Source organism: Enterobacter sp. WPR_3_1, assembly GCF_003635055.1.
GTDB lineage: Bacteria > Pseudomonadota > Gammaproteobacteria > Enterobacterales > Enterobacteriaceae > Enterobacter > Enterobacter ludwigii.
The window spans coordinates 733,688-745,886 of record NZ_RBXU01000008.1; the positions used below are offsets into that span (position 1 = coordinate 733,688).

The window sequence follows — 12,199 nt, forward strand, 5'->3', positions numbered from 1 at the left end:
TGGGCGCAAACAAAAGAGAATCCGTTTTGAATTACCAGATGATCACGACCAACGACGAGCTGGCTTCGCTGTGCGAAGTGACGCGCGACTTTCCTGCCATTGCCCTGGATACCGAGTTTGTCCGCACCCGGACCTACTATCCGCAGCTGGGGTTGATTCAGATGTACGACGGTAAACACGTGTCGCTGATCGACCCGCTCGGCATTACCGACTGGACGCCGATGCGTGACCTGCTGCTCGATACTGCGGTAACAAAATACCTGCACGCAGGCAGTGAAGATCTGGAAGTCTTTCTGAATACTTTTGGCGTCATGCCACAACCGTTGATTGATACGCAGATCCTCGCGGCCTTCAGTAATCGACCGCTCTCATGGGGCTTTGCCGCCATGGTTGAGGAGTATACGGGCCTGACGCTGGATAAAAGCGAATCCCGCACCGACTGGCTGGCGCGCCCATTAACCGAGCGTCAACTGGAATACGCGGCGGCAGACGTGTTTTACCTCCTGCCGATTGCCGGCCAGCTGATGCAAGAGGCGGAAGCGTCAGGTTGGTTGCCCGCCGCGCTGGATGAGTGCCGAATGACGCAGCAGCGTCGTCAGGAAGTGGTTGATCCGAAAGAGGCCTGGCGCGATATCAGTAACGCCTGGCAGCTGCGTACGCGTCAGCTGGCGTGTCTGCAGCTGTTAGCGGACTGGCGTTTGCGTAAAGCACGCGAGCGCGATCTGGCCGTTAACTTTGTGGTACGCGAAGAACACCTCTGGGCGGTCGCGCGGTATATGCCGGGCAGCATGGGCGAACTGGACAGCATCGGGCTTTCCGGGAGCGAGATCCGTTTCCACGGTAAAACCCTGCTTGCGCTGGTGGCAAAAGCGCAGGAAATGCCGGACGAAGCACTGCCGGAGCCACTGCTGAATCTCATGGATATGCCGGGCTATCGCAAGGCGTTCAAGGATATCAAAGCGCTGGTGCAGGACGTCGCGACGCAAAGCAAACTGAGCGCGGAACTGCTGGCGTCACGCCGTCAGATTAACCAGCTGCTGAACTGGCACTGGAAGCTGAAACCTCAGAATGGTTTGCCGGAAATGATGGCGGGCTGGCGCGGGGAATTGATGGCCGATCGCCTGAATACGGTGCTGGAAGGTTATCCGCGATAATGAAAATGCCGGGTCATGCTGACATGCCCGGCACATTTCCCCGGCGGCATACGCTTACCGGGGATACACAATCCCGAACTACGGACGTGACTCTTCGGCTTCCGGGAGCGTAACGTTCAGCTCCAGAATCGAAATATCCCCGTCTTTTTGCTCCAGCTGCACCGTGACCATCTCCGGGTCAATCTGCACATACTTACAGATCACTTCCAGGATGTCCTTACGCAGCTGCGGCAGGTAGTGTGGCTCGGCGTCACTACGACGACGCTCCGCAACGATGATTTGCAGTCGTTCTTTTGCGATGTTGGCGGTGTTCTTTTTCCGCGAGAGAAAAAAGTCCAGTAATGCCATAACTTATCCTCCGAACAGGCGTTTGAGGAAACCTTTCTTCTCTTCTTCAATGAAGCGGAAAGGACGTTCTTCTCCCAGCAGACGGTCAACGGTATCCGCGTACGCTTTACCTGCATCTGCCATTGTATCCAGGATCACTGGCTCGCCCTGGTTAGAGGCGCGCAATACGGATTGATCTTCCGGGATCACGCCGACCAGTTTGATGCGCAGGATCTCCAGCACGTCTTCCATGCTAAGCATGTCACCTTTGTTCACGCGACCCGGGTTATAGCGGGTCAGCAGCAGGTGCTCTTTAATGGGTTCTTCGCCATTTTCCGCACGACGCGATTTGGAGGCGAGGATCCCCAGAATACGGTCCGAGTCACGCACGGATGAGACTTCAGGGTTAGTGGTGATGATGGCTTCATCAGCGAAGTAGAGTGCCATCAGGGCGCCCGTTTCGATGCCGGCAGGGGAGTCACAGACAACGAAGTCGAACTCCATTTTTTTCAGCTCGTCGAGCACCTTTTCCACGCCTTCACGGGTCAGGGCGTCTTTATCACGCGTCTGAGAAGCCGGAAGGATGTAGAGGTTTTCGGTGCGCTTGTCTTTAATCAGCGCCTGGTTCAGTGTGGCGTCGCCCTGAATGACGTTCACGAAGTCATAGACCACGCGACGTTCACATCCCATGATCAGGTCGAGGTTACGCAGACCGATATCGAAATCGATAACGACGGTTTTCTTTCCCTTCTGGGCCAAACCAGTAGCGATGGCCGCGCTGGAGGTGGTCTTGCCAACGCCTCCTTTACCCGAAGTAACAACAATAATGCGTGCCATAGAAATTCCTTGTTAAAAAGGGATCAATTCAACGGTTGAACGGTCAACGCGTCGTCTGCCAGTCGCAGACGAGCCGCTTTGCCATAAAATTCGGCTGGGATCTTGTCGCTCAGCCAATATTCACCTGCGATGGACACCAGTTCCGCCGTCAGATGAGTACAAAATATTTGCGCATCCCTGTCACCACTTGCACCCGCGAGCGCACGCCCACGCATCATACCGTATACGTGAATATTGCCATCTGCAATCAGCTCTGCGCCAGCGCTGACGTGGCTTGTAACAATCAGATCACAGTTTGGTGCATAAATGCGCTGACCGGAACGAACCGGCACATCAATCAATCGCGTTTTTGTGACAGGTGTAACGTTTTGCACCGGAGGAGGGGGCGTTTGGACTGCCGCAGGGGCAGGACGCGCGGCTTTTTCTTTGCCTTCGGTCAGAATGGGCAGACCCGCACGGTCAATTTCTGCTTTCAGCTCAGCATCTTTGCAGCCGCTGATACCGACGATACGCAGCCCGGTCGCGGCCACGGCTTGCTGGAGAAGTTTCCAGTTAACCGGTGCATCCAGACCACTGACATTCACGACGACGGGGGCATGTTTCAGAAAAGCGGGAGCCTGCGCAATTTTGTCTTCTAACGCCTGACGAATAACCTCGGGTTTTGCATCATGCAAATGTACCACTGATAAGGTGAAGCTACTGCCTTTAAGCTCGATTGGCGTGTTTGACATCCTGGCCTTACTCAATTTGCTATTAACCGCAACACCGCCGTTGCGATATTCCGAAGAGTATCAGGCATGTTATAGTCAGGAGTATATTGAGGCAAGCAACCACCCATTAATTCAGAGTAAAAACATGTTTTGTGTGATCTACAGAAGTACAAGTCGTGACCAGACCTATCTTTATGTCGAAAAGAAAGACGATTTTTCGCGCGTACCTGAAGAATTAATGAAGAACTTTGGCCGACCTCAGCTGGCGATGCTGCTGCCGCTGGATGGCCGTAAGAAACTGGTCAACGCCGATCTGGAAAAAGTGAAAACCGCATTAGCGGAGCAAGGCTATTATTTACAGCTCCCGCCACCACCCGAGAATTTATTAAAACAGCATCTTGAGGTGAACGGGAAAAAATAGTCCCGGCTGTGTTCGGGGTTAACACATCAACCGTTTAGGGGTCGTACATGTATCAACATCATAACTGGCAAGGTGCATTACTGGATTATCCCGTCAGCAAAGTGGTCTGCGTAGGCAGTAACTATGCCAAACATATTCAGGAGATGGGCAGCGCGACGCCAGACGAGCCGGTTCTGTTCATCAAACCAGAAACCGCGCTGTGCGATATTCGCCAGCCGCTGGCGCTGCCGCAGGGGTTGGGGTCGGTGCATCATGAAGTGGAGCTGGCCGTGCTGATTGGCGCGACGCTGCGTCAGGCCTCCGAAGAGCATGTGCAAAAGGCGATTGCCGGATACGGTGTCGCGCTCGACCTGACCCTGCGTGATGTTCAGGGCAAAATGAAGAAAGCGGGGCAGCCGTGGGAAAAGGCCAAAGGGTTTGATAACGCTTGCCCGATCTCCGGTTTTATTCCGGTAAGTGAATTTACCGACGATCCGCAGAACACCCCGCTCAGCCTGAAGGTTAACGGCGAGATCCGCCAGCAGGGCACCACGGCAGATATGATCCATAAAATTGTGCCGCTGATTGCCTACATGAGCCGCTTCTTTACCCTGAAACCGGGCGATGTGATCCTCACCGGTACGCCAGAAGGTGTCGGCCCGCTGCAGGCCGGTGACGAACTGGACGTCAGTTTTAACGGCCTGTCACTGAAAACTCGCGTGCTGTAAAAGCATCTTGCCGCCTGAAGAGGGCGGCAAAACTTGCAACAACGTGCCAGACTCGTTATAAGGTGCGCTCTCTTTTGACGTGTGGACATCCTGATGAACAACATTCCTTTCTGGCAAAGCAAAACTCTCGACCAAATGACAGACGTGGAGTGGGAATCGTTGTGTGACGGTTGCGGGCAGTGCTGCCTGCATAAACTGATGGATGAAGATTCGGACGAAATCTATTTCACCAACGTTGCCTGTAAGCAGCTGAACATCAAAACCTGCCAGTGTCGCAACTATGAGCGTCGCTTCGAGTACGAGCCGGATTGCATCAAGCTAACCCGTGAGAACCTGCCTACCTTCGAATGGCTGCCGCATACCTGCGCCTATCGTCTGCTGGCGGAAGGCAAAGACCTGCCAAAATGGCACCCGCTGCTGACGGGCTCCAAAGCGGCGATGCACGGTGAACGCATCTCTGTGCGTCATATTGCGGTGAAAGAGTCAGAGGTACAGGACTGGGAAGATCACATCATGAATCATCCCAACCGTGGATAAGAAAAAACCCGCCGAGGCGGGTTTTTTTTACCTGCCAAACAGGTCGCGTTTCTTGGGTTTGAACGGCTGTGCGATGAGCACCAGTAGCGCCACAATGAAGTAGGCCACAAAAATCCCCACCAGCCACTGGGGCATCTCAAGGCTCAGGAATTCCCACTGGCGCACAGAGCAGTCACCGGAAGCAACAAACACCTGCGGCAGCCATTTATCAAGCGGCAGCCAGCTCGGGAAGCGGGCGGCGAAATCACAGGTCATAAAAGGTGACGGATGCAGCTGCATCATGGTGTGCTGCCAGGAGAGCTCAATACCTTTCCAGGCGCTGTACAGCCAGATGGCAATTGCGGCATAGCGTAACGGCGATTTAGGGGCAATCGCGCCCACCAGACCCGCCCCCATAATGCCGAACAATGCACAGCGTTCGTAAATACAGAGTACGCAAGGCTGAAGTCCCATCACATGCTGGAACCACAGCGCGACCATTTCCAGCGCAAAGGCGGTCAGGGCCATTAACAACCACGCTCCGCGACCGCGAGAGCACTGGTTTAAAAATCTCAACATAATCATTTCCCTGGAACATGCTTAGAAAGCGCAGTGTAAACGAATTCGTTTTTCGCGCCACCTGTACCTGACGAAATAAAACGTAATTGGATGTTTATCGTGCGAAAAGGTAAACGGGCAGCAAGCTGCCCGATATATCAGGTTTACTGCGCGGCAAGTATACCCGCTTGTATCAACCATTGCGTACAGGGAATAAGGGTAATTTTGACGCAAAGCAATCCTACAAGCGTGAGCACCAGCGTATAGGGAAGCGCCATCCAGACCATTCGCCCATAAGAAAGACGTATGAGTGGAGCCAGCGCAGAAGTCAGCAGGAACAGGAACGCCGCCTGACCGTTGGGCGTCGCCACCGACGGCAGGTTGGTCCCGGTGTTAATTGCCACCGCCAGCAGTTCGAACTGTCCGGCGCTGATGACGCCTTGCTCCATGGCTGTTTTGGCCTCGTTGATGTAGACCGTGCCAACAAACACGTTATCCGAGATAGACGACAGCAGCCCGTTAAACAGATAAAACAGCGAAAGCTGAGCATCCGGTGCCGCCTGCAAGACAAAGGTAATGATCGGCGCGAAAAGCTTCTGGTCGATGATCACCGCGACGACCGCAAAAAAGACGGCCAGCAGGGCGGTAAAGGGCAGGGCTTCCGTAAAGGCTTTGCCAATCGCATGCTCATCCGTCACGCCAGTAAAACTGGTGGCGAGAATAATCACCGACAGGCCAATTAAACCGACTTCGGCAAGATGAAACGCCAGTGCGGCGATAAGCCAGACGCCAATGACGCCCTGTGCAATAAGACGCAGCGTCTCCTGACGCGTCCGCTGGCTACGGCTTTGCTGGTCGAATTTCTGCAGCTCCTGACGCACGGGCGCCGGAATATGCGCACCATAGCCAAAGAGGCTGAATTTCTCCACGACTACACAGGTCGCCAGACCGCACACCAGAACCGGTATGCTCACCGGTGCCATTCGCAGGAAGAAATCACCAAAATGCCAGCCCGCAGCTTTAGCAATAATCAGGTTTTGCGGTTCACCCACCATCGTCATCACGCCGCCCAGGGCGGTCCCGACGCCGGCATGCATCATCAGGCTGCGCAGGAAGGCGCGGAACTGTTCCAGCACCTCGCGGTGGTCATTATCGACCTGGCTGTCATCAAGCAGGTCATCGCCGGGACGTGAAGAGGCCACCCGGTGATAAATACCATAAAACCCGACCGCGACGCTTATCACCACGGCGACCACCGTCAGCGCATCCAGGAAGGCTGAAAGAAATGCCGCAGCCACGCAGAAAGCCAGCGACAAAAGCGTTTTTGAAGGAATGCTCAGCAGCAGGCGGGTAAAAATAAACAGCAGCAGCTGTTTCATAAAGTAGATGCCGGCCACCATAAACATCAGCAGCAGAAGCACTTCAAGGTTTGAGGCCAGTTCAGCTTTTACATGCTCGGCGCTGGTCATCCCAATGACAACCGCTTCAATGGCCAGCAAACCGCCAGGCAGCAGGGGATAGCACTTCAGCGCCATGGCCAGGGTGAAGATAAACTCCGCGACCAGCAGCCACCCGGCAATAAACGGGTGCACAATAAAGATGAGAGGATTAACAACCAGGAACACCAGAAGTATCAGCTTGTACCAGTCGGGAGACTGGCCTAAAAAATTGCGCCACAACGCGCGCCCAAAAGAAATTTCCACGACAGACGTTCTTCCCCGTGAAGTAAAACAAAACATCAGTATACGCAAAAATCACGGCCTGGAGGGGGATTCGGCTGCAATGTAAATTTCATAAAAATGAAACGGCGATCCCTCTTTTCTCTCACTGCTGCGCTATCTGCCTCTGCGAGCCTCTGGTATGATGAGTGCAATTTGCTAAAGCTGTGTAATGGAAATCTCACTATGGTCATTAAGGCGCAGAGCCCAGCGGGTTTCGCGGAAGAGTACATCATTGAAAGCATCTGGAATAATCGTTTCCCTGCAGGGTCCATTCTTCCGGCTGAACGCGAACTCTCTGAACTGATTGGCGTCACTCGCACCACGCTTCGGGAAGTGCTCCAGCGACTGGCGCGTGATGGGTGGTTGACGATTCAGCATGGCAAGCCAACAAAAGTAAACAATTTCTGGGAAACCTCCGGGCTGAATATTCTTGAAACGCTGGCGCGCCTCGATCATGAAAGCGTGCCGCAGCTGATTGATAATCTGCTCTCCGTGCGTACCAATATCGCCACCATCTTTATTCGTACGGCTTTCCGTCAGCACCCGGAAGATGCGCTCCAGGTTCTGGCCAGTGCCAACCAGGTGGAAGATCATGCGGATGCGTTTGCTACCCTTGATTACAACATCTTCCGCGGCCTGGCGTTTGCCTCCGGTAACCCGATTTACGGCCTCATCCTTAACGGCATGAAAGGGCTCTATACCCGTATCGGTCGTCACTACTTTGCCAATCCGGAAGCCCGCAGTCTGGCGCTGGGCTTTTACCACAAGCTGAGCGAGCTCTGCTCCACCGGTCAGCACGATCAGGTGTATGAAACCGTGCGCCGCTACGGCCGCGACTCCGGTGAAATCTGGCACCGGATGCAAAAAACGCTGCCGGGTGACCTGGCCATCCAGACCCGCTAAAAGAAAAAACCTCTCAGCTGAGAGGTTTTTTTTCGCCCTGACGCGGGCGTTTCGGTTCAGGCAGGCACTACAGCGTATTCATCCGCGTCGGGCAGCGCTCCAGCAGCTCCACGCTACCGTCTTCATTCTGCTGCTCCAGCAGCACGTCAAAGCCCCACAGGCGATGCACATGCTTCAGCACCTCTTTGCGCCCTTTATCCAGCGGGGCACGGTTGTGCGGGATGTAGCGCAGCGTCAGAGAGCGGTCACCGCGGAGATCCACGTTCCATACCTGAATATTGGGTTCAAGATTGCTCAGGTTGTACTGGGAAGAGAGGCGAGAGCGGATCTCCCGGTATCCCTCTTCATTATGAATCGCTGAAATTTCCAGGAAATTGTTACGGTCATCATCCAGCACGGTGAAGAAGCGGAAATCGCGCATGATCTTCGGCGACATAAACTGGCTAATAAAGCTCTCATCCTTGAAATCGCGCATCGCAAAATGCAGCGTTTCCAGCCAGTCCGAACCGGCAATATCCGGGAACCAGTATTTGTCCTCTTCCGTTGGCGACTGGCAGATACGTTTGATGTCCTGGAACATCGCAAAGCCGAGGGCATACGGGTTGATGCCGCTGTACCACGGGCTGTTATAAGGCGGCTGGAACACCACGTTGGTATGGCTGTGGAGGAATTCCATCATAAACCGTTCGGTAACTTTCCCCTCGTCATACAGATGGTTGAGGATGGTGTAATGCCAGAATGTCGCCCAGCCTTCGTTCATCACCTGCGTCTGTTTTTGCGGATAGAAGTACTGGCTGACCTTACGCACAATGCGCAGGATCTCACGCTGCCATGACTCCAGCAGCGGCGCGTTCTTCTCCATAAAGTAGAGCAGATTTTCCTGTGGCTCAGACGGGTAGCGGCGCGCCTCAGCGACAGCTTTCTCTTCTTCACGCTTAGGCAAGGTGCGCCACAGCATATTCACCTGGCTTTGCAGATACTCCTCGCGGCTTTTCTGCCGGGCTTTCTCCTCTTGCAGGGAAATTTTCTGCGGCCGTTTGTAACGGTCTACGCCGTAGTTCATCAGCGCATGGCAGGAGTCGAGCAGTTTCTCCACTTCATCGACGCCGTAGCGCTCTTCGCAGTCGGTAATGTATTTACGGGCGAAGATCAGGTAATCGACGATCGAGCTGGCGTCCGTCCAGCTGCGGAAAAGATAGTTATTCTTGAAAAAAGAGTTGTGCCCGTAGCAGGCATGCGCCATCACCAGCGCCTGCATGGTAATGGTGTTCTCTTCCATCAGGTAAGCGATACACGGGTTGGAGTTGATGACGATTTCATACGCCAGCCCCTGCTGGCCGTGTTTATACAGCCGTTCTGTTTCAATAAATTTCTTACCAAACGACCAGTGCGGATAATTGATCGGCATCCCGACGCTGGAATAGGCATCCATCATCTGTTCGGAGGTTATGACTTCAATCTGGTGAGGATAGGTATCCAGGCGATAGAGTTTTGCTACCCGGTCGATTTCAGCGAGGTAGACATCCAGCAACTCAAAGGTCCAGTCGGGTCCATCGCTGAGACGTGTGTTGTCCTTGTTCAGGGAATCAATAGTAGCCATTAGCGCGCCCTCGTTGTGGGTGCTCTCTCTGTCTGGAGAGCCTCCTTTCAAGCATAGATCAACGTGTTAGAAAGCGTGCTGGAGCAGAAATTTTTTCTTTACGATTTCCCGTTTTCAATACGGTAAAAAAAGCGGTTCATGCAGAGTTTTATGCTGGTTAAAAATAACGCGCAGCAGGAGATCCCAAATAAGTCCTTTCCCCGCCAGTAGGGGAAGATGTGAGATAAGTCACCATAAAAAAGTCGTATGTTGAATAATATTTTCAACTAGGTTATCAATCTGTAATTAGAAGATTGTTCTTTTGCACATTATGGAGTGGCTATGCGTGTTGTCATACTGGGAAGTGGTGTGGTTGGCGTAACCAGCGCCTGGTATTTAAGTCAGGCGGGGCATGACGTAACCGTTATCGATCGTGAACCAGGCCCTGCGCTGGAAACCAGCGCGGCGAATGCCGGGCAAATCTCTCCGGGCTATGCGGCACCGTGGGCGGCTCCCGGCGTGCCACTGAAGGCGATTAAATGGATGTTCCAGCGCCATGCGCCGCTGGCCATTAGCCTCGACGGCACGCAGTTCCAGCTTAAGTGGATGTGGCAGATGCTGCGCAATTGCGACACCCGCCATTACATGGAAAACAAAGGGCGTATGGTGCGTCTGGCGGAATACAGCCGTGACTGCCTGAAAACCTTGCGCGCCACCACAGGCATCGAGTACGAAGGCCGTCAGGGCGGTACGCTGCAGCTGTTCCGCACGGCGCAACAGTACGAAAACGCCACCCGCGATATCGCCGTGCTGGAAGATGCCGGTGTTCCGTACCAACTCCTCGAGGCCAGTCAGCTGGGACAGGTTGAACCGGCGCTGGCGGAGGTGTCCCACAAACTGACGGGCGGCCTGCGTTTACCCAACGATGAAACCGGCGACTGTCAGCTCTTTACCCAGCGTCTGGCGCAGATGTGCGAGCAGGCAGGGGTAACATTCCGCTTTAACACGCCCGTCGATAAATTGCTGTCGGAAGGCGGTAATATTTACGGCGTGAAGTGCGGCGAAGAGGTGATCAAAGCGGATGCCTACGTCATGGCCTTTGGCTCTTACTCCACCGCCATGCTGAAGGGCATTCTGGACATTCCGGTCTATCCGCTGAAGGGGTACTCCCTGACCATCCCGGTGAAAGAGGACAGCGGTGCACCCGTCTCCACCATTCTGGATGAAACCTATAAAATCGCCATTACCCGTTTCGACAACCGTATCCGCGTAGGCGGCATGGCGGAGATTGTCGGCTTCAACACCGAGCTGCTGCAGCCGCGTCGTGAAACGCTGGAGATGGTCGTGGGCGATCTCTTCCCGCGCGGCGGTTTTGTCGAGCAGGCCACGTTCTGGACCGGTCTGCGTCCAATGACGCCAGACGGCACGCCGATTGTGGGCCGCACCCCGTTCAAAAACCTGTGGACGAATACCGGACACGGCACCCTCGGCTGGACAATGGCCTGTGGCTCAGGGCAGCTGTTGAGCGACTTGATTTCCGGGCGCACCCCGGCAATTCCGTTTGACGATTTAAGTGCCGCGCGCTATCAATCTGGGTTCACCCCCTCGCGTCCACAGCACCTGCACGGCGCGCATAACTAAGGAGTTGTCATGTCCCGTCCTGTTCTGGCTCAGCTGGACTTGCAGGCCCTGAAGGATAACCTGCAGATTGTTCGCCGTGCTGCGCCAGGTTCACGTGTCTGGTCGGTGGTGAAAGCGAACGCCTACGGCCACGGTATTGACCGCATCTGGAGCGCGCTCAGCGCGACCGACGGTTTTGCGTTACTGAATCTGGAAGAGGCCATTTTGCTGCGCGAGCGCGGCTGGAAAGGCCCTATCTTATTGCTGGAAGGGTTCTTCCATGCCGACGATCTGCCGTTGCTGGATAAGTACCGGCTGACCACCAGCATTCACAGCAACTGGCAGGTTAAAGCCCTGCAGGACGCCAGACTGCATGCTCCGCTCGACATTTATCTCAAGGTGAACAGCGGCATGAACCGCCTGGGCTTCCAGCCCGAGCGGGTACATACGGTATGGCAACAGCTGCGCGGCATCAGGAATGTGGGCGAAATGACGCTGATGGCGCACTTTGCCGACGCGGAAAAGCCCGATGGCATCGCCGAGGCGATGGTGCGGATTGAGCAGGCGGCTGAAGGTCTGGCGTGTTCGCGCTCGCTCTCTAACTCGGCGGCCACGCTGTGGCACCCGGAGGCGCACTACAGCTGGGTACGCCCGGGGATCATTCTGTACGGCGCGTCACCGTCAGGGCAGTGGCAGGATATTGCTAACAGCGGCCTGAAACCGGTGATGACCCTGCGCAGCGAAATCATCGGCGTACAAACGCTGAAGGCCGGTTCCACGGTGGGCTACGGCAGCCGTTACCGGGCGACAGGCGAACAGCGAATTGGCATTGTGGCGGGAGGCTATGCCGACGGCTACCCGCGTATCGCTCCGACCGGCACGCCGGTGTGGGTGGATGGTGTTCGCACGGGTACCGTGGGGACGGTCTCAATGGATATGCTCGCGGTAGACCTCACGCCGTGCCCGCAGGCGGGGATTGGTTCACCGGTTGAGCTGTGGGGAAATGAAATTAAAATTGACGATGTGGCCGCTGCTGCAGGAACCGTTGGCTATGAGCTGATGTGCGCTCTGGCGCCGCGCGTACCGGTTGTGACGGTGTAACTATGCGATGTGCCGGGGGGCGATAACGCCTTCCCCGGCCAGTAA

General features: G+C 55.0%; 13 protein-coding genes. 7 read left to right on the forward strand and 6 right to left on the reverse strand.

Annotation, left to right across the window (positions count from 1 at the left end):
- Positions 1–38 precede the first annotated feature (38 nt).
- Positions 39–1,154 (forward strand): ribonuclease D, encoded by a 1,116-nt coding sequence (gene rnd / locus BJ887_RS05265; RefSeq protein ID WP_229216827.1) that lies wholly within the window; start codon positions 39–41, stop codon positions 1,152–1,154.
- A gap of 78 nt (positions 1,155–1,232) precedes the next feature.
- Here the strand turns inward: rnd and minE are convergent, their stop codons facing one another.
- The 3 genes from minE to minC are packed head-to-tail and all read right to left on the reverse strand — an operon-like array spanning position 1,233 to position 3,049.
- A complete protein-coding gene (minE, locus tag BJ887_RS05270) occupies positions 1,233–1,502 on the reverse strand; it encodes a cell division topological specificity factor MinE (protein ID WP_008500504.1) in 270 nt (89 codons plus the stop codon).
- 3 nt (positions 1,503–1,505) lie between these two features.
- A complete protein-coding gene (minD, locus tag BJ887_RS05275; RefSeq protein WP_014170584.1) occupies positions 1,506–2,318 on the reverse strand; it encodes a septum site-determining protein MinD in 813 nt (270 codons plus the stop codon).
- A gap of 23 nt (positions 2,319–2,341) precedes the next feature.
- The gene (minC, locus tag BJ887_RS05280; protein WP_020883433.1) at positions 2,342–3,049 is read right to left on the reverse strand and encodes a septum site-determining protein MinC; all 708 of its coding nucleotides are present in this window, start codon (positions 3,047–3,049) and stop codon (positions 2,342–2,344) included.
- Positions 3,050–3,173: 124 nt separating this feature from the next.
- Between minC and BJ887_RS05285 the strand changes: the two genes are divergently transcribed.
- The 3 genes from BJ887_RS05285 to BJ887_RS05295 all read left to right on the forward strand — a co-directional run bounded on the left by BJ887_RS05285 (position 3,174) and on the right by BJ887_RS05295 (position 4,693).
- On the forward strand, positions 3,174–3,449 hold the full coding sequence (locus tag BJ887_RS05285; RefSeq protein WP_020883434.1) for a YcgL domain-containing protein: 276 nt from the start codon (positions 3,174–3,176) through the stop codon (positions 3,447–3,449).
- Positions 3,450–3,496: 47 nt separating this feature from the next.
- The gene (locus BJ887_RS05290; protein ID WP_020883435.1) at positions 3,497–4,156 is read left to right on the forward strand and encodes a fumarylacetoacetate hydrolase family protein; all 660 of its coding nucleotides are present in this window, start codon (positions 3,497–3,499) and stop codon (positions 4,154–4,156) included.
- A 93-nt stretch (positions 4,157–4,249) separates the two neighbouring features.
- A complete protein-coding gene (locus tag BJ887_RS05295) occupies positions 4,250–4,693 on the forward strand; it encodes a YcgN family cysteine cluster protein (protein WP_020883436.1) in 444 nt (147 codons plus the stop codon).
- A 27-nt stretch (positions 4,694–4,720) separates the two neighbouring features.
- Here the strand turns inward: BJ887_RS05295 and dsbB are convergent, their stop codons facing one another.
- Complete coding sequence (gene dsbB, locus BJ887_RS05300; RefSeq protein WP_020883437.1) at positions 4,721–5,251, reverse strand: disulfide bond formation protein DsbB; 531 nt, start codon at positions 5,249–5,251, stop codon at positions 4,721–4,723.
- A gap of 143 nt (positions 5,252–5,394) precedes the next feature.
- A complete protein-coding gene (nhaB, locus tag BJ887_RS05305; RefSeq protein ID WP_020883438.1) occupies positions 5,395–6,933 on the reverse strand; it encodes a Na(+)/H(+) antiporter NhaB in 1,539 nt (512 codons plus the stop codon).
- Positions 6,934–7,134: 201 nt separating this feature from the next.
- Here nhaB and fadR point away from each other — a divergent pair, with 201 nt between their 5' ends.
- A complete protein-coding gene (gene fadR / locus BJ887_RS05310; protein ID WP_025203875.1) occupies positions 7,135–7,854 on the forward strand; it encodes a fatty acid metabolism transcriptional regulator FadR in 720 nt (239 codons plus the stop codon).
- A 67-nt stretch (positions 7,855–7,921) separates the two neighbouring features.
- Here fadR and BJ887_RS05315 read toward each other — a convergent pair whose 3' ends face one another.
- Positions 7,922–9,454, reverse strand: a complete 1,533-nt coding sequence (locus BJ887_RS05315) for a SpoVR family protein (RefSeq protein WP_020883440.1) — start codon at positions 9,452–9,454, stop codon at positions 7,922–7,924.
- A 321-nt stretch (positions 9,455–9,775) separates the two neighbouring features.
- On the opposite strand from BJ887_RS05315, the gene BJ887_RS05320 reads away from it, so the two are divergent.
- Both BJ887_RS05320 and dadX read left to right on the forward strand, forming a co-directional pair.
- Positions 9,776–11,074, forward strand: coding sequence for a D-amino acid dehydrogenase (locus BJ887_RS05320; RefSeq protein ID WP_020883441.1), 1,299 nt, complete (start codon positions 9,776–9,778; stop codon positions 11,072–11,074).
- A gap of 9 nt (positions 11,075–11,083) precedes the next feature.
- Positions 11,084–12,154: a catabolic alanine racemase DadX gene (dadX, locus tag BJ887_RS05325; RefSeq protein ID WP_040017760.1), complete on the forward strand. Its 1,071-nt coding sequence runs from the start codon at positions 11,084–11,086 to the stop codon at positions 12,152–12,154.
- Positions 12,155–12,199 lie beyond the last annotated feature (45 nt).

Bases quoted from the DNA above. Each gene is read 5' to 3' on its own strand.
- minC (WP_020883433.1), bottom strand. From the start codon at position 3,049: ATGTCAAACACGCCAATCGAGCTTAAAGGCAGTAGCTTCACCTTATCA.
- minD (WP_014170584.1), bottom strand. From the start codon at position 2,318: ATGGCACGCATTATTGTTGTTACTTCGGGTAAAGGAGGCGTTGGCAAG.
- dsbB (WP_020883437.1), bottom strand. From the start codon at position 5,251: ATGTTGAGATTTTTAAACCAGTGCTCTCGCGGTCGCGGAGCGTGGTTG.
- minE (WP_008500504.1), bottom strand. From the start codon at position 1,502: ATGGCATTACTGGACTTTTTTCTCTCGCGGAAAAAGAACACCGCCAAC.
- dadX (WP_040017760.1), top strand. From the start codon at position 11,084: ATGTCCCGTCCTGTTCTGGCTCAGCTGGACTTGCAGGCCCTGAAGGAT.
- BJ887_RS05285 (WP_020883434.1), top strand. From the start codon at position 3,174: ATGTTTTGTGTGATCTACAGAAGTACAAGTCGTGACCAGACCTATCTT.
- BJ887_RS05320 (WP_020883441.1), top strand. From the start codon at position 9,776: ATGCGTGTTGTCATACTGGGAAGTGGTGTGGTTGGCGTAACCAGCGCC.
- BJ887_RS05290 (WP_020883435.1), top strand. From the start codon at position 3,497: ATGTATCAACATCATAACTGGCAAGGTGCATTACTGGATTATCCCGTC.
- fadR (WP_025203875.1), top strand. From the start codon at position 7,135: ATGGTCATTAAGGCGCAGAGCCCAGCGGGTTTCGCGGAAGAGTACATC.
- BJ887_RS05315 (WP_020883440.1), bottom strand. From the start codon at position 9,454: ATGGCTACTATTGATTCCCTGAACAAGGACAACACACGTCTCAGCGAT.
- rnd (WP_229216827.1), top strand. From the start codon at position 39: ATGATCACGACCAACGACGAGCTGGCTTCGCTGTGCGAAGTGACGCGC.
- BJ887_RS05295 (WP_020883436.1), top strand. From the start codon at position 4,250: ATGAACAACATTCCTTTCTGGCAAAGCAAAACTCTCGACCAAATGACA.